Here is a 22203-nt window from a genome sequence, read left to right on the forward strand (position 1 = left end):
GCGTACCAGGAGCGGGTGGAGCCAAATCAACTTCTTACACCCCGTGGAGCCACTTCACGTTCCCACCCTGGAGCCCAAAGAAGTGCTTACAGACAACTGCGCGCGTACGGGGGCGAGAAGGTGAACTCCGGCTTCCCCGAGGATTACTTCAAACAGCCTCCAGCTCTAGGTCCCGCGATTTCCCCTTCAACATCTGTGAGGAGCTGACATGGCAGTCCTGAGCGACGTGATTCTGGCCGTGGCGCCTGCGGGTGCAGCTGTCGCATCCATGACCGCCTGGCACTTTCGGAGGGCCGCGGTCCGGGCCAACACCGACCTCCAGCAGACCCGGAAGCAGAACGCGGTTCTCGGCCTGCAGATCGAGTCCCGAGACCAGGAGGTGGCCCACTTCGCCACCGTCCGCCTGCCCTCCCTCACCGCGGCCCCTTCCGGCAACCCGGCACAAGCGGGAGCCTTACGCCACCCCAACCTGGCCACCACAGACTTCGGCCGCTCCCTACAAGCAGCGCTGCGGCACAGTGCCGACTTCGTCACCGACTTCAGGGCCCGGACCGAGGCGTCGGCCAACGCGCAGATCCAGGCCCTCTTCGCCCCGCTGACGGCTCAGGCCGCGGTGCAGCAGAGCGCGATGGTGCAGCTGCTGCGGAGGGCCGGTGACGAGGAAGTCCTCCAGCACGCCTTCGCCGTCGATCACGGTGTAACGCTGCTGGTCCAGCGGATGCAGATCATCGGGGCCCTGGCGGGGCGGGAAGTGAGCAGCCGCCGCCCGGATGCCGTCCTCATGGAAGTACTGATCGGTGCCCAGTCGCGTGTTCAGGACTACACGCGAGTCAAGGTCACCAACAGGAGCAGCGTCCTAGTCAAGGGTCCGGCGGTTGATCCGCCCGTCGTCGCTCTGGGCGCGCTCGTGGACAACGGCTGCCGGCACTCGAGCCCGGCAAGCACCGTGGCGGTGTGGAGCATGCCTGTGCAGGGCGGCATCAACATCTTCGTCGACAGCGTCGGCCCGATGCGGGATCCGGGCGGGTACGCCCACGCGGCCGCGGTGCTGCCTGGGCAGCAGCGGGTGTTGCTCACGTCGCTCGGTGCGCAGCTGGGCCTGGCCGCGGTGGGTGTCCTCGCCCGTCGCAGCGGCTTTCAGGCGTGGCTCGACCCCCGTCAGCAAGACGGTGTCCGTGCCGTCCTCCACCTTCCCGCGAGGCTTCTTCTTCCGGAGCCCGTCGCCGATGAGCCGCAGCACCATGACCAGGCCAGTGAGGCGGTCATAGCCAGGGCCGGTAGTGCGGGGCGGATGGCGGCATTCAGTCACGGGGCTCGCGCGGGCGGCCAGGCGGGCACCTCCGGTTTCCGGGGCGCGGTCGGGGCCACCGTTGATGCCGAGTCGACGGAGCACGGTGTGCGGAGCTCGCGATGACCGGAGGACACCGGCGTCGGCCGCACCACAAGTCGATGCGGGCCGCAGGAGGGGTGCGGCCGTTCGCCTCTCAAGGCTGCGGGCTGCCTGTAACCGTAGGGCCGGCGGCGCCCCGGCCTCGCGCTGCCGGGCCGGAGGACATCGAGGGCCACCTTCGGGCGCGGCGTGCGGTGGAGCTGCGCCGTCAGTTGGCGACCGTGCTGTACTCCATCGACGCGGTCCTCCCGCTCCTCACGCCGGAGGTGACCCAGGCGGTCGACGGGGCTCGGCAGTGGCTGGACGAGATCACGCCGGCCAACCCCCTTGACCCCGCGGACACGTACATCCGGGCCCTGGAGCACACGGTGCGGATCACCCGGGAATTCTTGGCCCGGCACACGGTGGCGGCCACCTACCTCCACCTGGACAGCGAGCGCCCCCCATGGGCTGACCATCAGCGGCTGGAGATCGCGAGCGCACCGTACTGCCGGCATGTAGCCGTACGCCAGCACGACGTGGCGACCAGCGGCTGGACTCTGGAACAGCGGCCCGGCTTCGCGCGGCTGCGCGGCGACATCGAGGACGGACGGGTGCAGCTCCTCGTGGTCCGCTCAGCCACCGACCTCTCGCCCCCCGGCACCTCGCTGGCCGACCAGAACCAGGCGGCCGAAACTCTCACCGTGTGGTTGACCCGGCGCCGGGCCCGGCTGCTGGTTGTCGACCAGGTCGCCCGACCGCCGGGCACCGCCTAGACCGCCGGTCCCGTGCGGTTGACCTGACACCGCCGCACGGGACCGGCACCCACGACGCTGCACCCGACGACCGCCCGAGGCTCGGTGCCACCGCCACCCCGCCAGCACCGACTTGCCACCCCCGAAACCTCTTTGACCGACGCCCCGGAGACCCTCATGCCCGCGACCGCGACCTCCCGCCTCAACCTGCTGGACGAGCGGGTCCTTGAGGACCCCTACCCGGTGTACGAGGCGATGCGCCGTATGGGTCCCGCGGTCTACCTGGAGCGCCACGGCGTGTGGGCGGTTCCGGGGCACCACGAGATCGCCTCGGTCCTGGGTGCCGCCGACGTCTTCCGTACCGAGGGGCCGCGAGCCCTAACGCCCCTGGCCGGGGCGATCCTGCCGTTCGACGGTGAGCAGCACGCACGGCTGCGTCAGGTTTTAGCTCACCGGCTGGGAGCCCGGGCGATCGCCCGCCTGCAGAGGGACCTCGATGTGAGGGCGTGGCGGCTGGTCTCGGAGCACTGCGAGGGCGGGTTCGATGCTGTGGCGCTGGCCCGGGACATGGCCGCTGGCACGGTGATGGACCTGATGGGCCTGCCGCCGCACGCCCAGCCGGCTGTGCTGGAGGCGTTGACCACGACCCTGGCCGCCTCCGATGCCCTGGGGCCGCCCGCCGCGGGGGCGTTGGCGTCGTTCCTCGCTACGGCCGTCACCCGCGACAACGTGCGGGGCGGGTCGTGGATGGAGACCATCTTCCAGGCCGTCGACTCCGGGAAACTCGATGAGCGCGAAGCGATACCGCTCGCCGCTGTCTATGTGTCCGCCGGGATCGACTCGACGGTCCTCGGGCTGGCCCAGGTGATCGTCCAGCTCTCCCGTCACCCCGAGCAGTGGTCCGAGCTCCGCTCGGTGCCCGCCCGTGCGGAGGCGGCCTTCCACGAGGCGCTGCGGCTCGACGCCCCGATCCAGGCACTCGGCCGGCTCGTCATGGAGAGGGTCGACCTCGACGGTGTCCAGCTGGAGGCCGGTGAGCGGGTGTGGCTGCTGCTCGGCTCCGCTGGCCGGGACCCCAGCAAGTGGGGTCTGCACGCCGACCGCTACGACCTGAGGCGGCCCGGCTCCGACAAGCACCTCGCACTCGGCACGGGACAGCACCGGTGCCCGGGCACCTACCTCACGCTCATGCAGGCCCGCGCGCTGCTGCGAGCCCTCGCGGACCACTGCGCCACCCTCGCCCCGGCCGGAACACCAACAGGCGCCCAGACGCACATCATGCGCGGCTTCACGGCAGCGCCCATCGCCACCAGCGGCTCGCGCATCAGGATGCGCCGCCCGGTAGCCGTATCCCCTTCGGAGAGTCCTCGTTGAACGTCTCCCACGGCGGGCCCGCCCTCCTGGCGGACACCCTCACGCTGCCCGGCCCCGGGTCGGTACGCCTTGACGGCATCGACGTCGTCCTGGTGAACCTGGGCCACGCGCGTCAGGCCGTTGCCCGGCTGGATGCTCTGGGCGGTCTGGACGCGGTCGGTACGGTCTTCGCTCACCAAGACGCCTGGGGCTTCTTCCTCCCTGAAGGGTCCGGCGAGCCGGCCTGGCCCGCGCCGGCCCGCTACGTCCAGGCCGGCTCCTCCCTCATCCTGCCCCCCGCACCCCGCCCGGGCCGCACAGGCGCTCCAGGTCGCCGCATCCCAGGGCTGGCACATCGGGCTGACCATCTGTGACACCACCGGCGGAGCCAGCGCTCCCGCCCTACGCCCCTACCTCAGCCACCTCCTCGACCGCATCGCTCGCGGTGAGTGCGCTGGGCTCATCGCGGTCTCCCGCACCGACTTCACCCCCTTCGATGACGAGTACGAGGCCTTCCTCCACCACCTGAATGACCTGGGCGGCTTCCTCGTTCTCGTCTCCCCCGAAACCGGCCTCTGACCAGGAGCACCCGCATGCCCGCCACCCGCACTCGCCGGACCGCCACCAGAACAACCCGCACGAAGGAGCCCGCGAAGCCGTCCCTGGGCCTGCCCCGGCACAAGAAGAACTCGCGTCTGTCCGACAAGGAACGCAAGGTGTTCGCCCAGCAGGTCGCGGCCGCCTACACCGGCGAACAGCAGGGCGCCATCCGCCAGATCGCCGACGAGACGGGACGCTCGTACGGCATGATCCACCGCCTCCTCTCCCAGGAAGGCGTCCGCTTCCGCCCCCGCGGCGGGAAGCCCGCTAGCGCCGCGCCTCAGGCCGCGGAGTGAGTACGACAACTCCCTCCACAGGGAGCACAGCCGCTGCCGGTACCGCGTCCGACACTCCGCCGTCCGGCATGCCGGGGCTCGTGCCGACGGCGATGACGGCCAATCGCAGCAAGGCCGGCGCGCTGCTGCAGGCCATGGGACTCGCGGAGAGGAACGCTCACGCAACCGCCTGCCGGATCCCCGCAGCCCACCTGAGAGTCCAGCTGCGCGAGATCCGGCGGACCAATGCCGAACAGCTCCGGGAGATCGTCGACGTCCACGGTTGGCCCACCCCCGGGCTGGTCGGCACTCAGGCGGCCACCGACGCCATACGCATCCTGCTGGCCTGCGACGACCCGGGCTTCCAGATCCACTGCCGCAACCTGATGAAGCTGGCCCTCGACAGCGGGGAACTCCCGGAAATTCTGTACGCGTACGTCGCCGACACCTGCGATGTGGCGCTGTCGATTCCGCAGACCTACGGCACCCAGGTCAACCCGCGGACCCTGCACCCCTACCCGATCGAGGACCGGGAAGCCGCCGAACGCATGCGAGCCGACATCGGACTGGTCCCGCTCGCCCAGCAAACGGCCGCCTACCTCAGCGGCGCAACCGCAGTCCAAGCGGACCGGAGCCGGCCGTGACGGCGCCGGGCTGCGGCCACCCGTACGCGGCGAGACCGTCCGCGCCATAGTCCCCGGACTGAGCCAGCCTGCCCACGCCCTGAAGACGAATGACGCCCCCCGCGTGTGCCACGCGATGTGAGAATTGAGGTCCAGATGAGTCCGAACACTGCCTATTGGATGAAATACACCATCGGCGTAGCGCAAAGGGCGTCGCAATCGGGTCTGCGGGTCGGCGTTGCGCTCGTGTCTGAAAGCGACGAGTTAATTTGCTCTGCCTTCGAGGGCGAAGTATGCGGCGCATCCTGGTATCGCATTCTTCGGCGCAGGATGGAAGAACTCGGAACATCCACCGCACACAGCGTATTTCTGACGATCAACACCCTGTCGACAGACCAGTCGTTCGAGCTCGCCGAGCTCCTGAAGGACATTCGTATCGACCGGATCTACATCGGCCTGCCGGCTCCCGCGCTGACGAGCTACCTCGACGACGATCCCGTCACTGCACAAGGCCGCGTACACCGCTTCCCCGATGATCTGCAGCGCGAGATCCTCGAGCAGAACTGCGAACTCTACGCAGCAAGCGAGCAAAATATCGAGTGTAACCCCCACTACTCCACGCATCGGATTAGTGAAACAATCTCCACCCGGCTACAGTCGCGCGGGTTCGCGCTTTCCAGGAGCGATGTCAATTCGAACAGGGGGAGGGCAGCGCTCGCTTCTCTGATCTGTCAGAGGTATGGGATCGAGTACAAGGCAGCTGATCTTGTCGTAAACGACGCACTGTCCGAAGCATTTGACGCGAAATATGGTACGTATGACTACGCGTACGACGCTCGTGCCGCCAACTTGAGGTGGACCGACGACTTCAAGTCGGTTTACGGGAAGTCGTCCCCTAGGTCTCTGTCTGCGGCCAACATCCTCAACGTCGGTGTCGGAGCCGGCTACGAGGCAGCAGCTTTGTTTTCAGATTGCCCGCAAATCACCTTCGTCGACATCGCGGAACGTGGCCTTGCGAACATAGACGAACGTATTCCTTCGTCGAGAACGGTCATCGCCAGCGCCGAGGATCTGTCCGTCCTGCCGGAGGACAATTTCGATCTCTATGTGTCCTTGAGGACGTATAACTCGTCGTTCTTCGACACGTCCGCAGCGGCCTCAGAAGCGCACAGAGTGCTGAAGCCCGGCGGGGTGATTATCGTCTCCGTGGCCAACGGATTTCTGTATACTCAGCGGGGCTGCGTTGTCCCGGGACTGATCATCCCCGGCACTGACTTCGTCGACATCTATCGCGGAATGGACACAGCCAATCTGATTGGCACGGAGCTTGATCGTTTCGGATTCAAGAACATCCAAATGTTCCCAACAAGTACCGAGATTTACCTGTCGGCTGTCACCTCCTAGCGTTTCACCGCCTCTCCGGCCGGCAATGTCACGACGTCCCATCAGCTTTGTGGGAAGAATGAATCGCAGACGGCCGGGCGCGACCGGACGTTCAGAGTGACCAGCATGAAGGAAGGACTTCTCCAATGAACGGGCAAGCGACTGTTGCCGGTCGGATCCTGCGGTTCAACGAGGAACTTGCGGAGACGACGCTTGAACTTCCTCCCGGATTCGCGGTCATCAACCCGTTCAGCGGCCCTCAGAAGGAGCGCGTCCGGGAGGTGACGACTGCGTTCTACAACAAGTACTACGACGACGATAGGCCGCGCCGTCTGGTACTGGGGAGCTCGCCGGCCCGACGCGGAACGGCGGTGACCGGGGTCCCGTTCGAAGATGCCAAGCTCCTCGAGGACGAAACGGGAGTCGATGTAGACGGCTACGCGGTGAGCCGGCGTTCCGCCAACTTTCTGCACGACGTCATCAGCCGCTACGGGGGCCGCGGCAAGTTCTATGCCGACTTCGTCATGAGTTTTGTGTGTCCTCTTGGTGTGGTGAGAACGAACTCCAAGGGTAAAGAGGTCAACTGCAACTACTACGAGAACAAGAAGCTTCTGGAACTTCTGGGGTCTTTCATGGTGGACGCCCTGAAACGCCAGCTGGCATTCGGAATTGACACCTCGGTGTGCTACTGCATCGGCGTTGGTGAGAACTTCGCGTACCTCTCGAAGGTGAACGAGGGCCAGCGCTTTTTCCGGGAGATCGTTCCTCTGGAGCACCCGCGTTTCATCACCCAATACAACGGGGACAGGAAGGAAGAGTTTGCCGAGAAGTATCTCGACGCCTTCCGTAGACAGGGTGATTAGTCGTTGCGTCACCCGGAACGCTTGCCCACCTCTCAGCTGAATAGGCGAAAGTCCTTGATCCGAGCGCGCTGGAACGAGAAGAAGGAGAGCAGTAAATTGGCGGCAGAAGGCAGGCTCCTGGTCCACTTCAACTCGGAACGCGTGAGCGTCTACCGACTCCAGGACGGTGAGTTGAAACTTCTCAAAAGGGAGCGGATCGCGTTCGACGGCAGTAGTGCGCACGAGGTGCTGGCAGAAAGGGTGGGCGAGTTCTGCGTCGGGCTCACGGAGTTCAGCGAGGTCCTTGACAACAAGACCACGCGCCTGCACGCCACCGGGGTCTTTCAGCAGCTCCCGCAGTCGGAAGCGGCGGCTCTGGTCAACAGCCTCTATGTCGACACCGGCCTCTACTTCAACATAGTTGGGCCTCAGCTGGAGCAGTTCTACCTGGAAACCAGCGTGGCCGCGTGTGGGTCGAGCGAAATGATGGAAGGCCTGATCCGTCGGGAATTCCGGAATGCCGTTGTCTGCGGCAGCTTCCAGCAGTCTCTGGGGTACATCGAGGACGTCATAGTCCGTCTGCGCGGGAGCGGTACCGAGGTGCTGAGCCCTCCTTCCACGAGGGTCAAGCCGGAGACCGTGGGTACCGACTTCATCCTCTTCGACTACCAGGATGGTCTGAAGAACGAGCGCGACACGTGGCGGCACAAGTACATGCACGTGGACGCGTTCAGGCGGGCCGACGCTGTGGTCGTATGCAACCCCGGCGGCCGCGTTGGAAAGGGAACGATTTTCGAGCTCGGCTTCATGTCCGCGCTTTCCAAGAGGGTCATCTTCACGGAGGAGCCCCAGGGCGTTTCCGTGCTGTTCCCGTGTGAGGTCGGCCTGGAATCCTGAGCATTCCTGCCGAGCGCTGCCGCACTCAATTCCGCTCTTCAATTGCTGACCGGAAACAAGCGGCGTTCCGGCGAAAGAATCAGGGGCGGGAGAGCAGGCCTCCGGCCCACTCTCGCTCTCTGTTTAGTCAGGTCTCCCTTCGCGCTACGAAGATACGGAAAGGACCCCAGCCGGTGCGTGATGAAGAACCCATCGATACAGTCCTCGACAGGCTGCGAGAGATCGTGGCGTCTGTTCTCGAAGTCGAGAAGGAGGGCATCAAGTCCGGTGCCCTGTTCTATGAGGAACTCGGGATGAGCTCCCTGGAGAAGGTTGCGGTCACGGTCGCGATCGAGCGCGAGTTCGGAGTCCTGGCTGCTGAGGAGGCAGCAGCCCTCACCAGCCTGGACGCTGCGGTGTCCGTGCTCAGCGACCGCGCGGCAAGCCTCCGCGCGGTCGACCTGCTCGACCACCTGGTGGCGGGTCATGTCTCCGCCGGCCGGGGCGAAAGGATCAGCTACCTCGACCCTCAGGCGGGGGCGATCACCTACGCCGCCCTCCTGGAGGCGGCACGTGGGTACGCGGGGGCCCTCAGGGCGGCAGGCGTGCCTGAGGGGGCCCGCGGCCTCCTCGTCGCCGAGGACTCCGTAGCGACCGTCGTCGCTGTCCTCGGCCTGTGGTGGCACGGCTGCGTCCCCGTGGTGATCAGCCCGATGCTCACGGACGACGAAGTCCGCTACATCGCCGAGAACTGTGCCGCCGCGATGGCGCACCTCGACGCAACCCCCACGCGGCAACGCGCCCTGGAGGAGTTGTTCGGGACGACAACCCAGTTCGCCGGCGCGGACGTCCTCGCCGCGCTGGCCACGGCCGAGCCCGGCTCCGCACGCCGCCCGCAGGACGCCGGGCCCCCGGCCGCCTGGAGTGCAGGGCGTGAGGCGCTCGTGCAGTACACCTCCGGAAGCACCGGCATGCCCAAGGGAGTCCGGCACTCGGCGGGAGCGATCACGGCCATGGCCGACGGTATCGGCACCGTACTGGCGCTGACTCCCGAGGACACTGTGCTCTCCAGCGCCCGGCTGTCCTTCGGCTACGGATTCGGCAATTCCGTCCTGTGCCCTCTGGCGGCCGGCGCCCGCGTTGCACTCATCCGCGGCACGGTCGACGTCCACTCGCTCACCGTCGCTCTGCAACACCACAAGCCCACCGTGCTGTTCTCCGTCCCACGGCTGTACGCCGCGCTGCTCAACGCATCCGAGACGGCGGCGGTCGACTCCGTGCGGCTGTGCGTGTCGGCGGGCGAGAATCTGCCGGCTCCGCTCAGCGAGCGGATCCGCACTGCCTTCCAGGCTGAGCTGCTCAACGGTCTCGGCGCCACCGAGGTCCTCTACACAGTCGTGGGCACCCCGCCGGGAAGATGGCGTCCGGGCACCTTCGGGGTGCCGGTGCCCGGGATATCCGCGACCGTCCGCGCTGCGGACGGCACGACCGTCGCCGACGGGGAGGAGGGCCGACTCCACATCGCCGGCCCGACCGTCGCCCTCGGCTACATCGGCCGCCCGGAGGCGGCCGTGGCCACCTTCGCCGACGGCGGCGCCTACACCGGCGACGTGGTGCGCCGGGCGCCGGACGGCACGTTCACTCATCTCTGCCGCTTCGATGACCTGCTCAATCTGGGCGGCTACAGGGTCGCGCCAGGTGAGATCGAGAACGTCATCCGTGGCGCTGATGGGGTCCAGGACTGCGCGGTGGTCGGCGGCCGGGATGCTGATGGCCTGGAGCAGGCCGTGGCGTACCTGGTGGTCCGGCCGGGATCCGACGAAGCCGTGGTGCGGCGCGCGGTGATCGCCGCGATCCGTGGCGGGCTTGCCGCCTACAAACGGCCCGCCCGTCTGGAGTTCCGTGAAGCGCTCCCGACCACGTCGACCGGCAAGCTCGCCGCCTTCGAGCTGAGGAAGGCGGCGGCACAGTCGTGACCTGGGACATCACCGGCATCGCCGCCGTCGCGAACATCGGCGCCAGCCCCGAAGAGATATTCGCCGCGTTATGCGCGGGCCAGGAGAGCCGCGAGCCCCTGAAGGCGTTCGACCCGGACAAGTACCGGGCGGGGTACGCCTACGAGATCGACGATCGGACCGGGGGCGGTGGGGACCTTCCAGGGCGCGCCACCCGCTGGCTCACCGCGGTCATCCGCCAGGCGGCGGCCGACGCGGGCCTGGGCGAGGACCTGTCCCAGGTTCCCGTGCTGGTGGGGACGACCATGCGCGAGCAGCGCAGCCTCGAGCTGTGGTGGCGCGACGGCGCGGACGTCGCTCTTGAGGATCTGCACTTCGGTACCGCCCTGAGGGCCGAATTCGGGGCGTCCGCCACGTACACCTTCGCCAACGCCTGCTCGGCCTCGCTGTACGCGCTCGGCCTGGCCATCGACATGATCGAGGCAGGCATGGCCGACACGGTCGTCGTCGCCGGCACCGACGCCGTGACCGAGAGCGGCTTCGGCACGCTCGACCGGGTGCAGAACGACATCCCCGACGCGCTGCGCCCCTTCGACGCTTCGCACAAGGGCATGCTGATGGGCGAGGGCGCGGCAGCCGTCGTCGTCCAGCGCGCCGGCACCGGGAGAGGGCTCGTCCACGCCCGGGTGCGCAGTGTGTCCATGAACTGCGACGCCCACCACGCCACCGCGCCCGACCCCGCCGGCATCACCCGCGCGGTCCAGGACGCCTACCGCAGGGCCGGGGTACGGGCGGAGGACATCGACCTGGTGATGCTGCACGGCAGCGGCACCCCCCTCAACGACGCGACGGAGTCGAGCGTCCTGAGCCGTATCTTCCAGGGCGCCGGAACCGGTCCGCGGATGACCGCCATCAAGGCGATGACCGGCCACACCCTGGGCGGTTCGGGACTCCTCAGCCTCCTGATGGCGGTGCTCGCCATGAAGGAAGGGACCGTACCCCCGGTCCTGGGACTCACCGACCCGATCCCCGAGGCCACGGGACTGCGCCTGGTGCAGGGCTCCCCCGCAACCGGCGACCTGAACATCGCTCAGGTCGACGCCTTCGGCTTCGGAGGGATCAACGCCGTCGCGATCGTGGAGGCAGCCCGATGAGTACGACGAGCACCGCACGGATGAGTAACCCGAGCGCCAGGGAGGTCGTCGTCACGGGCATCGGGCTGGCGCTTCCCGGTGTCGCGACCTACGGCGACCTCCTCGGACCGCTGCCCGGCGAGGGCGGCTTCGACCCGGCCACCGGACTCAGCGGACGCGAGCTGCGCCACAAGGACCGCGCGTCCCGGCTCGCCCTGCGGGCCGCCGAGTTCGCCCTCCGCCACGCGGGTCTGACCGACGCGGACGCCACGCTCACGGGCGTGGCCAATGCGACCGCCGTCGTGGTCAGCACCAACCTCGGCAATGCGGACAGCATCTGCGAAGCCACCGACACCATCGCCCGGGAAGGCGTCAGGGGCCTCAGCCCCCTGGGCCTGCCCCAGACATCAAGCAACGTCATCGCCGGCTGGGTGGCCATCCGCTACGGGCTGCGCGGCCCCAACCTCACCGTCTGCAACGGCACCACGAGCGGTCTGGACGCCCTCGCCTGGGCCCGCAACCTCGTCGTGGCCGGGCGCGCCGAAGCAGCCGTCGTCGTCGGAGTCGAACCGGCCAACGAGGTGGCGACGAGGCTGCTCGGCGAGCAGTCCACCGACGCGGCGGTCGCGATCGTCCTTGAGTCAGCGGACGTAGCCGCTTCCCGTGGCGCGCGGCCGCGCGCCACGATCGCCGGGTACGCACGGGCCCAGGACGTCGCTGCGGCGCTGACCGCCGCCGGTGTGACGGAGGAGAAGTCCGTCGGACTGTGGCTCGTCGACGAGGCGGGTGCCGGCGCGTGCCAGCTGCTCGCAGCCACTCGCCGGATCGACCTGGAGGCCCAGCTGGGCCCGCTGTCCGGAGCGCTGGGCGTCCTGCAGTGCGCTGCCGCGGCTGCCCATCTGGAGAGCGACGCCACCACCGGGAACGTGCTCGCCACAGCTGGAGGCCCTCACCACGACGCGGCAGCCGCCCTGCTGCTGACCCCTTCACCGACCTGTCGTCCATCCACGTAGGAGCCAGGGGAACACCAATGACCACTGCGTCCGTGAACATCGAGGAGCTCCGCGCTCTGATAGCCGGCGTCCTGGAGATCGAACCCGAGGAGGTCACCGACCAGGCGCACTTCGCCGACGAGCTTGAGATCGACTCGCTGCTGATGCTCGAGATCTCCACCCGCGTGGAGACCGCGTTCAACGTCCCGGAGAACACCGTGGTCATCAGCGGTGCCAGGACCCTCGCCGAGCTGCACGCCTTCGTCATCTCGAAGCGTGTCGGAGATACGCCGGCCGACCCGGTCATCCGCCCGAAGCCACTGAGCGACCCAGCAGCGCGCCTGTTCCTGTTCCACCACGCCGGCGGCTCACATCTGCTCTACCGGGGCTGGGCGGAACACTTCCCCCAGGACTGGGAACTGTGCCTCCTGGAGGTCCCCGGCCGAGGCCACTTGCAGGCACACCCGCTGATCGACGACTGCGACCGGCTGGTCGACTACGTCCACAACGCCATTGCTCCCCTGCTCGACCGGCCCTTCGCGCTCTTCGGCCACAGCATGGGCGCCCTCATCGCCTACCAGCTCACCCGCCGACTCCACGACGAGGGGGAACCGCTCCCCACCTGGCTGGGGGTGTCCGCCTACGGCGCCCCGCGAGTCGAGGCCGGCACCGACGACCGCCCTCACCTGCTGTCCGACGACGAACTGCGCGCGTGGCTGCGGAACGTCGGCGGCAGCACACCGCAGCTCCTCGACAACGACGCCGTCTGGCCCACGTTCGCCCCTGTGTTCCGCAGCGACTTCAAACTCCTGGACACCTGGGCGCCTCCCCACGCCCCCGAGCCGCTGCCCGTTCCGCTCTCGGTGTTCGGGGGCCGCCGCGACAAGCTGACCGGCGAGGACCGCCTGCTCTCATGGCGAGCGTTCACCACGCACTTCCGCGGACTTGAAATGTACGAGGGCGACCACTTCTACCTGATGGACCACCGGCAGCCTCTCGCTGCCGCCATCACGGCCGCGATGCGTTCCGCCGGCGCATGAGCTCCCGTTCACCACCGCGTCACCCGCTGGGTGATCAATCCCAACAGGGTGCCCGCGGAGGGCGCGGTGGCGGGTCCTCAGGCGTCGGGGTCGACCTCGGGGTGCGTGAATCGCACGGGTCGGCCCAGCGCCCGGGAGTACGCGATCTCGGCCCGGGTGCTGTCGCCGATGTAGTCGCCGACCACGAGTACTTCGTCGGCGAGCAGGATCTTCGACCGGTGCAGTTCGTCGAGTCGAACCTTCAGCGCCTCAGCCTCGACAGGATCGGACCAGAGCTCGTGCGGCGACTTCAGATCGCAACCCGGCTTGACGACAATCCTCCCGGCCTTGGTCTCCCGCACATCGGCCTCGGCCATCTCGGCCATGAAGCGTGTGGAGCCGCAGATCGCGACGATACGCGGGAAGCCCAGCTGCTTCTTCGCGTCGGCGAGCATCTCCTCGGGGGTGATCACTTGCGGGGACGACACTGGTTCCTCCTGGTGGTGCGGCCCGAGGGGGCCTGCGGAGACGAAACGAAGGCGCCCAAGATCATCTCTTGGCGAACGACGTGGACACCCGCGCGCCCGCACTCTATGCGACGAGCACCCCTACCTGGTGCCGCTCCGCCCGCCGGCCAGCCCTACGCGCCGCCTGTGCGATGCCGAACCGGTCACCCTCACTACGAGAAGCCGGTGTCGGTTGCAACGTTCAGCGCCTCGATCAGCCGATTCACGCGGCAGGGTGCTGCGGTGTCGGCTCGACCGGCCGGTCCCCCGCCGGCAGCTGGTGGTGGTGCCGGGTCGGGCTCGGGTACTGCCACAACCCGAACGAGGGTGGCGCAAGCAGATGACCGCATTGACGGAGCGCTGTCCGCCGGCGACCTTGCGGCGCCGCGCTGCACCCGTGCGGCACGCCGCAGCTGGCGGCCGCGGTCCGTGCCCGCGTCCTGATCGACCCGACCACCTGCCGCCCGCCAGCATCTGAGCACTTCACTGCGCTTCGACGAGGAGACCATGTCCACCGCATCTCACCAACCCGCCACCAACCCTGTCGCCGCGCCTTCCCCGCCCGGCCGCACCGCGGAGGAGGCAAAGATCAAGGCGGTCGCCGACACGCTGGTACTCGCGTACGGGCTGCACCCGGTAGACATCACGCGTATCCCGGAGGGCACCGCGACGGACAACTTCGCCGTCGTGGACCACGCGGGCCGGTGGCACTTCGCCAAGGTCTACCGCACTCGGGAGCACTTGGATCTGGAGCGGGCGTCGGTCGCACTGTCCGAGTACTGCGCCGACGGAGGTGTCGCGACTGCGCGGGCCACCCGCACGCGCGAGCACGAACTCATCGCGACCCAAGGCCCCCTGCCGCTGTCCCTGTGGTCATACGTGCCGCACACCGCGACCGGCGAAGGCGGCCTGAGGGGCGCACGGTGGGCAGCCGGCGGCGCGGCGCTGGGGCGCCTCCACAGTCGGCTCGCCGCTCACCCCGCCGCCGCACCCACCCTGAAATCTGGCGCTGCGGTGTGTGACGTGGCTACCGCACGAGACAGCTATGAGGGTCTGATTCGCGCGTTCCAGAGCAAGCCCAGGCTCGGGGAGTTCGAGGCATGGTCGCTGCAGGCGACGCGTGAACGGCAAGCTCGCTTCGGTGGCGTCGAGCGCATCCTTGCTTTGCTTCCACCGCTGACGGTCCAGATCCTGCACGGCGACCTGTCCGGCCCCAACGTCCTGTTCAAGGACGACGATGCCGCCGCGTTCGTGGACTTCCGACCGCCCACACCCGGGTACCTCGCCTGGGAAATCGCCCGTCTGGGCTGCGACCCCAGCAGCGTGCTGGCCAACGGTGTGGAGGGCTGGCTCACCGGATACACCGATCTCACCCTGGCCTACCGGGACGCCAACCCCAAGACGTCCGCGAACGACCTCGTGTCCTCGCTCCGTGTCGGCTGTGCAGCCGTGCTCTGCTCGACGTTTCCGTTCTCGGCACCAGTGAAGCGTCCGGACATCGTCGATGCCGCACTTGAGTCCTACGCCAGGGCGCGGCACGAGGCCGATCTGATGCTGCTGGACCGACTACCTGTCTTGGAGGAGGCCCTGCGTGACGCTCTTCGCTGAGTTCATGACTCTCACGGCCGGCGGAGCTCTGTACGTGCGCACACCACCGGATCTCATCCGCCACTGGATCGACCGGCGCCAGGTCGCCAACGCCTACGGTCCGACCGAGGCGACCATCGCCACCCACGTCGCACCGCACCTCATGGCCGACGTCCAGCCCGCGCCGTTCGGCCGGTCCGTGTCTGGGGTGGAGGACTTCCTCCTCGGCGAGGACGACCAGTCCGTGCCCGACGGGCAGCCCGGGCACCTTCACCTCGCCGGTGTGGTCCTGGCTGGCGTGTACGCGGGCCTGCCCGACCGTACGGTGCATGCCTTCCCGAGGCTCAGGATCGGCGGCCGGATCGACAGGCAACTCAACCTCGGCGGCGTGCGCCTGGATCCGGAGGAAGTCGAAGCCGCCGCGCTGACCCTCGCCGGGGTGACCGCGGCCGCGGTGCTCGCTGAGCCGACCGGGGGGAACTGTCCCCGCTCTGCACGTGGCTGTCCCCTGCGGCCGGATCACCGAGGCGCGCGTACCTGGCCGGCCTGCTTGCTTCGACTGCCGTCCCCGCCCGTATCCACCGGTACCCCTCGCTCCCGCTCGCCGGGTACGGCAGACCGGACCTGCGCGCGCTCACCGCCCTGGCCCTCCCCGAAGCCCCGCTGGCCGCCGAGCCGGACGCAACAGCCCCGGCCGTAGCACTGCCGAACGAGGTCCGGGGGTGGTGGCTGCAGGCCACCGGCGCCGAGCCTGCCGCCGCAACGACCGTCTTCTTCTCCTGCGGTGGGGACTCGCTGGTCTGCGTGAGCTCCTGCACCGTGTCAACGAAGCCTTCGGCCTCGCGATCCCCTCTCAGCGTTCACCGCCCCTGGACCAGCTCCGCATCGGCCCCGGCCTGCGACGGGGGTCCAGCCCAGTCATCCAGCACCAGTGAATGGAACCTTCCCCATGAGTACGACACCCCGGCTCGCTGCGCCCGTGTCCAAGGGCGACCGGATCGGCATCGTCACGGTCTCCGCCCCGGAGGCCGCCGACCTGCCGGACGTCTTCTCCCGCGGCGTCCAGGCGCTCACCGGCCTCGGCTTCGAAGTCGTCGTGGGCGCCCATGCCACCGGGCGGTCCGGATACCGCGCCGGCACCACCGACGAGCTCCTGGACGACTTCCACCAGATGATCGCCGACCCTTCGATCGCCGCCGTGTTGTGCGCGGGCGGCGGAAGGAACTCCAACCGGCTCCTGTCCGGACTCGACCTCGCGTTGATTGCCGCCAACCCGAAGCTGATCGTCGGCGTGAGCGATCCCAGCCTCCTCCTCAACTCGATCACCTCGCGAACCGGCCTGGTCACCCTTCACGGGCCGTCGGTGATGTGGGACCTCGCGGCCCCGGACGCGCCCTGTGAGACGGCCGAGCATTTCACCGCGATGCTCGCCGGCCAGAGCGCCGCCGCCCGGATCGGCGCCTCCCTGACCTGGACCCGGCCGGGCTCCGCCGAAGGCCCCCTGGTCGCGGGCTGCCTCTCGTCGCTGCGCTGCCTGCTCGGCACCACCTGGGAGCCCCGATGGGACGGCGCGATCCTGGCGGTCGAGGACGCCTTCAAGCCCACCGACGTCCTTGACCAGACCTTCACCCACCTCCGGGACGTCGGGGTCCTCGACAAAATCGCGGGACTGATCATCGGGGAGAGCGTCGGCTGCGAGGCCACCGCGGGCATCACAGTCACCGCCATGGTCGACGAGCTGTGCCGCGAGTACGCCTGGCCCCTCGCCCACGGCCTGCCGTACGGGCACACCCCGCGCAAGTACACCCTGCCCATCGGCGCCACCCTGCGGATGGACTCCGCGGCAGAGCACCCGCTCACCCTCATCTCGCCCTGGGTCACCGCGTGAGGACCTGGCTCAGAAACCAGCAGCTCCGCTTCTTGCCGTACCCGATCACCGGGGCTTCCCCACAGGGTGCGCCAACCGGTCCAGGCATCGGTGCCAGCCGGTCCGCCAGCCCTCGATGGACATCGAACAGCCGCCGCGCAAGACCCTGATCGGGTGCCCTCAATTCTCCGTCCACTCCAACGTGTGAGTTCAAACGCCTCCAACCCCGAAGGGACCGCCCTGCACGCTGCGATCGCATATCAGTTCGGGAATTTCACCCTTCCGAGTCCGTTACGGCATCCGGCCGTACGAAGTTGTTCGGCCATCCACGCGGTTCCACGTCCACCCAGGGAGGCCCAGTGTCCTCAGCGCCCAACCCCCGCACGGCCTCTGCGCGATTCGAACAGGGCGGGCCTGGATACCGGCCGGCGACGAAGGCGGTACTGCTCGCGCTGCGTCCGGATGGGCGAGTGGCGTTGGTCCGCCGGGCCCACCACCCAGACCAGGGCCAGCTCGCCCTGGTGAGCCGGCGGCTTGAGGCGGCGGAGTGGCTGGACGAAGCCGCCTGCCGAGGTGCTTCCCGCACCTTGGGAATCCGGTTGGAGGTGCAGGACGTCGAACTCAGCGGCCTCCTGCACTACCGCAGCGAGCAGGGCGCGGGCCGCCTGTGCGCGGTCTTCGCCGCACAGCGCTGGTCCGGGAACCCCCGAAACTGCGCCCCCGGCGAGTACAGCGAGGTGGTGTGGGCAGATCCCGGTGGGCCTCCGGCCGACTGCCGGCCGCTGACCCACGCCGTCCTCAATCAGTACGTCTCGGGCACGCTCTACGGCGCCCTCGCCATGCCCGCCGCTCCCACGACCGCGGGCACCGGCCCAAGCTGCCCGGACGGCTGACCTCGGGCCGCACCCGGCCAGTGAATTGCCCACCACGGACCAACCATGAACAAGGGGGACGAATGAGCGGCGAGGACAGCAAGGACTCACAGTCGACGGTCTCGGACTCGGAGCGGCTGCTTTTCGGCGGGGAGTTGGCGTACGACGTCGGCTGGGACCAGCACGAAGGTGCCTGGCTGAAGCTGGGCCTGTGGACCATGGCCAAGGGGTTACCCCGGATGGTCGGCACCGGGCTGCGCCTCGCGCATCTCGCTGACGCCCGCGCGCTGCGGGTGGTCCTCGGCGCCGAGGTGGGCCGCGGGGTCGTACAGGCGATTGGGCTGGTCGCGGTCAACGCGGTCCTGGGTCACATCCTCGCGGGCGGCGGGACGAACGAGCGCCTGACCAGTGCGTTCCCGGCGCTGATCGTCGTGGCCGTCGCCGCGTTGCTCGGTTCGCTGCTGAGGTCCGCGTCCACGGCCGCAACTGGTGAGCTGGAGCCAAAGGTCCAGCGGGTCGCCACCGAGCAGTACCTGGGGCTGGTGCACCGGGTGGAGCTCGCGGCGATCGAGGACGACGAGTTCCACCGGCTGCTGGACGCCGCCCGTTACGGGGCCGACTCCGCCCGGCGCATGATCCGGTACTGCACCAACACGTTGAACTCCGGCATCTCCCTGATCGCGGCGGCCGGCGTGATCACCGTGCTGCACATCGGACTTCTGCCCCTGCTCGTGCTGATGACCCTGCCCAGCGGGTGGAGGTCCCTGACGATCTCCCGGCAGCGCTACCTCTCCTTCCACGCCTTCGTCCAGCACGCACGGGCCGGACACCTCCTGGGGCAGCTGCTAACTCAGCGGGAAGCGGCCGCCGAGGTCCGCGTCCACGAGGTCGGGCCCTTCCTTCTCAGTCACTTCCGGGAGATGGCCGAGACGAGCGAGCGCGAGCAGACCCGCCTGGCCCGCAGCGCGGCGAAGATCGGGCTGATCGCCGACGGCGCGTCCGGCGTTGCCACCCTCCTTACATACGGGGCGCTGGGACTGTTCCTGTGGAGCGGGCGGATGGACCTCGCGGTCGCCGGCACCGCGGTTCTCGCCATCCGCACCGGATCCGCGAGCCTGGACAGCCTCGTCGTGCAGATGGCCGACCTTCACCAGGAGTCGCTCTTCGTGGCCGACTTCGAGCGGCTCTGCACGGAGGCCAAGGCGCGGGCGATCCCGGAGACCGGGGAGGACCTCCCCGTGGATGTTCGGGAAGTCCGCTTCGAGAAGGTCACGTTCACCTACCCTGGCAGCGGCGGCGAGACGCCGGAGCCGACCCTGCGCGAGGTGTCCCTGTCGTTCCCGATGGGCAAGGTGATCGCCCTGGTGGGGGCGAACGGCTCGGGCAAGTCCACGCTGGTCAAGCTCCTGGCCGGCCTGCACCTCCCCGACGTGGGTGGCGGCACTATCTGGTGGGACGATGTCGATGCCGCCAAGGCCGACCGCAAGCAGATCTTCTCCCGCATCGCCCTCATGTCGCAGTCGTTCTTCCGCTGGCCCTTCACGGTCAGGGTCAACATCGGGATCGGCCGGCCCACTCAGCCCATCGACGACCAGGCAGTACAGGACGCTGCCGAGTTCTCCGGCGCCGACCGGTTCATCGCCGGACTGCGCCGTGGTCTCGGCACGTTGCTCGGGCGCGGTTACAAGGGCGGGCAGGAGGCATCGGGCGGTGAGTGGCAGATGGTCGGGATCAGCCGGGCCTGGTACAAACGCGCCGGGATTCTGGTGGTCGACGAGCCGACGAGCGCCCTCGACGCGGTGGCTGAGCAGCGGGTCTTCGACCAGATCCGCGCGGTGGCCGCGACGGGCCAGACCGTTGTCCTGATCACGCACCGCCTGCATTCGGTGCGTGACGCTGACGTCATCCATGTCATGAAGGACGGCCAGGTCGCCGAGTCCGGGACGTTCGCCGAGCTCATGGACGAGAGCATCGGTACGGGCGAATTCCGTGACGCCTACCTGATTCAGGCCGCGGCCTTCGCCGACAGCGTGCCCGCTCAGCGAGGCTCCGTCGCCGATCGGGCGGAGGACCTGACGTGAACTCCGTGTCACCGGCCCGGCTCCGCGCGGGGACCGATATTCTGGCGGGCTGCCCGTCCCGGGGCACCCGGGCGCCGCGGCCGCTGGCGCCTCGGATGCCTGGAGGCACCACCGTGGCCATGACCGCACCCGCACCGCTCCTGCTCGTCGACGGCCACCATCTTCTCTACCGAGCCCACTTCGGTTTCCCGAAGCGATTTCGGGCTCTGGACGGCACCGATGTGACCGGAGCATTTGGGTTCGTGGCGCTCCTGCGGAAGGCACACCGGGAACACTGCGCCGGCCATGAGGTCTTTGTGGTCTTCGACGCCGAGGACGGCGCAGCCGACCGGGTCCACGTTGATGCCGGGTACAAGGCGAACCGGTCTGACGCCGACCACAGCCCGATCCAGGCCCTGGCGCCGCTGAAGGAGATGCTCGACCAGAGCGGGGTGCGGTGGCTGGAATGGCCCGGCGCCGAGGGCGACGACGTGCTGGCCACGATCGCCACCCGGGAGGCCGCCGCCGGCCGTGCCGTGGTGGTGCTCTCGGGAGACCGGGACCTCTACAGCCTGCTCACCGCGGACCGGATCCAGATCCTCAACCCCCAGGCCCCGCCCGGCCGCCAGTTCATCACCGCCCGGGCTGTCACCGACCGGTACGGGGTAACGCCCTCGCAGTGGGCCGACTTCCGGGCCCTGACCGGGGACCCGGCCGACAACCTTCCCGGGGTTGCCGGGGTGGGACCGGTGACCGCCGCCCGGCTCCTTACCGGCGGCCTCCGCCTCGAAGACCTCCCCGCCACCGCGCCGGGCCGACTGGCCAATCCGCTGCTCCGGATCCGGGAGACCTGGGAGAACGTCCTGCGCGACCGGTCCCTCCTGCGCCTGAACTGCGATGTCCCGGTCCCGCAGGACTCCGTCACCGCGACGGCCACGCCCGAACTGACCGCGCCCGCGGTGCTGATGAAGGCGACCGGCCTGTGGTGAACACGCCCCCGGCGGCCCTCACCCCGTTGGCCGCCAAGGTGACCCTGCGTGGCCACCGGTCCTTCCGCGCCTTTCTGACCGGCGAGAGCGCGAGCCTGGTCGGAACGGCAGTGCACGGCGTCGCGCTGCCGGCGCTCGCGATCCTCCACCTCAAGGCCACCCCGGGCCAGATCGCTCTTCTTGCCTTCCTCGCCCAGCTGCCCACGTTCGTGCTTGCGCTGCCAGCCGGGGCGGTCATCGACCGGCACGACAAGAGGACTGTGCTCGTCGTCACCAATCTCGGGGCGGCCGCGGTGGTCGCGGTCATCCCCGCCGCCGCGGTCCTGGGGACGCTGTCCATGCCCGTGCTGTACGCCGTGGCCCTGGCGTTGGGGGCCGTGACGGTGCTGCACCAGGCCGCGGCCATTGCCATCGTCCCCCAACTCGTCGAACCCGGACTGCTCCAGAAGGCCAACTCCCGGATCGGGGCCGCGTTCGGCGCCGCCGACACCGCCGGCACCTACCTGGGGACCGCCGTGGTCGCCCTCGTCGGAGCCGGCCGGGCCTTCGCCCTGGACTCCGCCTCCTACCTGCTCTCGGCCTGGTGCGCGACCCGGATCCGTACCGCCCCCGCACCGCCGTCCACCAGGGCGCGGCGGAGGATGTCCGTCGAGATCTGGGAGGGCCTGGTGTACGTGGCCCGCACCCCCCTCGTAAGGCCGCTCGTGCTGTGCCTCGCCGGCACTGGCTTCGGTTCGGCGCTGACCTCCACCTTCTGGGCCTTCCACTTGCTGACGACGGTGAAGACCGGCACGACCGGGCTCGGGGTGATCATGGGGGTGTCCGGCGCCGGATGCCTGGCCGGGCCGCTCGCCGCACCGAGGATCGTCCGCCGGTTCGGGCCCGGACGGGTCCTGATCGCCGGGTTCGCGATGTACCCGCTGATGAGCGTCCCGCTCCTGTTCGCCGGGCCCGGCCCGATCTGGCTGCTGGTCCTCTCACTCGCGGGCGGTCTCCAGCTCGCGGCGGCCGCCTGCGCAGGCACCACCCAACGCTCGGTTTCTTGGGGCGTTTCAGATCTGTCTCATCGCTCGTCCCTCGTACCGGTGAAGGGTGTCCGCGCTGTTCTCTGCTGACTGCTATCTCTCGTCTCTCAGATGTCTCGGGA

General features: G+C 68.8%; 21 protein-coding genes. 20 read left to right on the top strand and 1 reads right to left on the bottom strand.

All coding sequences use genetic code 11. The features are described from left to right. Nucleotides 1-208 precede the first annotated feature (208 nt). The 13 genes from ACFWP3_RS15165 (at nucleotide 209) to ACFWP3_RS15225 (ending at nucleotide 13196) form a co-directional block, all read left to right on the top strand. Nucleotides 209-1414, top strand: coding sequence for a hypothetical protein (locus tag ACFWP3_RS15165; RefSeq protein WP_384220585.1), 1206 nt, complete (start codon nucleotides 209-211; stop codon nucleotides 1412-1414). 188 nt (nucleotides 1415-1602) lie between these two features. After that, a complete protein-coding gene (locus ACFWP3_RS15170; protein ID WP_384220587.1) occupies nucleotides 1603-2145 on the top strand; it encodes a hypothetical protein in 543 nt (180 codons plus the stop codon). Between the two features lie 156 nt (nucleotides 2146-2301). Further along, the gene (locus tag ACFWP3_RS15175; protein WP_384220590.1) at nucleotides 2302-3498 is read left to right on the top strand and encodes a cytochrome P450; all 1197 of its coding nucleotides are present in this window, start codon (nucleotides 2302-2304) and stop codon (nucleotides 3496-3498) included. Next, nucleotides 3495-3851 carry a hypothetical protein gene (locus ACFWP3_RS15180; protein WP_384220592.1) on the top strand — a complete coding sequence of 119 codons (357 nt, stop codon included), beginning with the start codon at nucleotides 3495-3497 and terminating at the stop codon, nucleotides 3849-3851. The genes ACFWP3_RS15175 and ACFWP3_RS15180 overlap by 4 nt, the downstream gene beginning before the upstream one ends. A gap of 219 nt (nucleotides 3852-4070) precedes the next feature. After that, nucleotides 4071-4373, top strand: coding sequence for a helix-turn-helix domain-containing protein (locus tag ACFWP3_RS15185; protein ID WP_384220595.1), 303 nt, complete (start codon nucleotides 4071-4073; stop codon nucleotides 4371-4373). A gap of 68 nt (nucleotides 4374-4441) precedes the next feature. Then, on the top strand, nucleotides 4442-4996 hold the full coding sequence (locus ACFWP3_RS15190; protein ID WP_384220598.1) for a DUF6624 domain-containing protein: 555 nt from the start codon (nucleotides 4442-4444) through the stop codon (nucleotides 4994-4996). Nucleotides 4997-5155: 159 nt separating this feature from the next. Next, complete coding sequence (locus ACFWP3_RS15195) at nucleotides 5156-6379, top strand: class I SAM-dependent methyltransferase (RefSeq protein WP_384220600.1); 1224 nt, start codon at nucleotides 5156-5158, stop codon at nucleotides 6377-6379. Nucleotides 6380-6504: 125 nt separating this feature from the next. After that, nucleotides 6505-7221: a uracil-DNA glycosylase family protein gene (locus tag ACFWP3_RS15200; RefSeq protein WP_384220602.1), complete on the top strand. Its 717-nt coding sequence runs from the start codon at nucleotides 6505-6507 to the stop codon at nucleotides 7219-7221. Between the two features lie 54 nt (nucleotides 7222-7275). Then, complete coding sequence (locus ACFWP3_RS15205) at nucleotides 7276-8097, top strand: hypothetical protein (protein ID WP_384220605.1); 822 nt, start codon at nucleotides 7276-7278, stop codon at nucleotides 8095-8097. Between the two features lie 173 nt (nucleotides 8098-8270). Beyond that, a complete protein-coding gene (locus tag ACFWP3_RS15210; RefSeq protein WP_384220607.1) occupies nucleotides 8271-10052 on the top strand; it encodes an AMP-binding protein in 1782 nt (593 codons plus the stop codon). Then, nucleotides 10049-11185: a beta-ketoacyl synthase N-terminal-like domain-containing protein gene (locus tag ACFWP3_RS15215; RefSeq protein WP_384220610.1), complete on the top strand. Its 1137-nt coding sequence runs from the start codon at nucleotides 10049-10051 to the stop codon at nucleotides 11183-11185. The genes ACFWP3_RS15210 and ACFWP3_RS15215 overlap by 4 nt, the downstream gene beginning before the upstream one ends. After that, nucleotides 11182-12177, top strand: coding sequence for a beta-ketoacyl synthase N-terminal-like domain-containing protein (locus ACFWP3_RS15220; protein WP_384220612.1), 996 nt, complete (start codon nucleotides 11182-11184; stop codon nucleotides 12175-12177). The genes ACFWP3_RS15215 and ACFWP3_RS15220 overlap by 4 nt, the downstream gene beginning before the upstream one ends. A 17-nt stretch (nucleotides 12178-12194) precedes the next feature. Continuing rightward, on the top strand, nucleotides 12195-13196 hold the full coding sequence (locus tag ACFWP3_RS15225; protein ID WP_384220614.1) for an alpha/beta fold hydrolase: 1002 nt from the start codon (nucleotides 12195-12197) through the stop codon (nucleotides 13194-13196). A 77-nt stretch (nucleotides 13197-13273) separates the two neighbouring features. On the opposite strand, the gene ACFWP3_RS15230 is transcribed toward ACFWP3_RS15225, so the two are convergent. After that, on the bottom strand, nucleotides 13274-13663 hold the full coding sequence (locus ACFWP3_RS15230) for a hypothetical protein (RefSeq protein ID WP_383398057.1): 390 nt from the start codon (nucleotides 13661-13663) through the stop codon (nucleotides 13274-13276). Between the two features lie 525 nt (nucleotides 13664-14188). On the opposite strand from ACFWP3_RS15230, the gene ACFWP3_RS15235 reads away from it, so the two are divergent. The 7 genes from ACFWP3_RS15235 to ACFWP3_RS15265 all read left to right on the top strand — a co-directional run bounded on the left by ACFWP3_RS15235 (nucleotide 14189) and on the right by ACFWP3_RS15265 (nucleotide 22171). Beyond that, nucleotides 14189-15289, top strand: coding sequence for a phosphotransferase (locus ACFWP3_RS15235; RefSeq protein ID WP_384220617.1), 1101 nt, complete (start codon nucleotides 14189-14191; stop codon nucleotides 15287-15289). Beyond that, complete coding sequence (locus ACFWP3_RS15240; RefSeq protein WP_384220618.1) at nucleotides 15273-15968, top strand: AMP-binding protein; 696 nt, start codon at nucleotides 15273-15275, stop codon at nucleotides 15966-15968. Before ACFWP3_RS15235 ends, ACFWP3_RS15240 begins: the two co-directional genes overlap by 17 nt. A gap of 249 nt (nucleotides 15969-16217) precedes the next feature. Next, nucleotides 16218-17156, top strand: a complete 939-nt coding sequence (locus tag ACFWP3_RS15245; protein ID WP_384220620.1) for an LD-carboxypeptidase — start codon at nucleotides 16218-16220, stop codon at nucleotides 17154-17156. A 449-nt stretch (nucleotides 17157-17605) separates the two neighbouring features. Then, on the top strand, nucleotides 17606-18028 hold the full coding sequence (locus ACFWP3_RS15250) for an NUDIX hydrolase (RefSeq protein WP_384220623.1): 423 nt from the start codon (nucleotides 17606-17608) through the stop codon (nucleotides 18026-18028). A 62-nt stretch (nucleotides 18029-18090) separates the two neighbouring features. Further along, nucleotides 18091-20088, top strand: coding sequence for an ABC transporter ATP-binding protein (locus tag ACFWP3_RS15255; protein ID WP_384220627.1), 1998 nt, complete (start codon nucleotides 18091-18093; stop codon nucleotides 20086-20088). 119 nt (nucleotides 20089-20207) lie between these two features. Next, nucleotides 20208-21056, top strand: coding sequence for a 5'-3' exonuclease H3TH domain-containing protein (locus ACFWP3_RS15260; protein ID WP_384220629.1), 849 nt, complete (start codon nucleotides 20208-20210; stop codon nucleotides 21054-21056). Next, nucleotides 21053-22171, top strand: coding sequence for an MFS transporter (locus ACFWP3_RS15265; RefSeq protein WP_384220632.1), 1119 nt, complete (start codon nucleotides 21053-21055; stop codon nucleotides 22169-22171). Before ACFWP3_RS15260 ends, ACFWP3_RS15265 begins: the two co-directional genes overlap by 4 nt. Nucleotides 22172-22203: the final 32 nt, after the last annotated feature.

Origin of the sequence: Streptomyces sp. NPDC058525 (assembly GCF_042719495.1) — a bacterium.
In the GTDB taxonomy this organism is placed as follows: Bacteria; Actinomycetota; Actinomycetes; order Streptomycetales; family Streptomycetaceae; genus Streptomyces.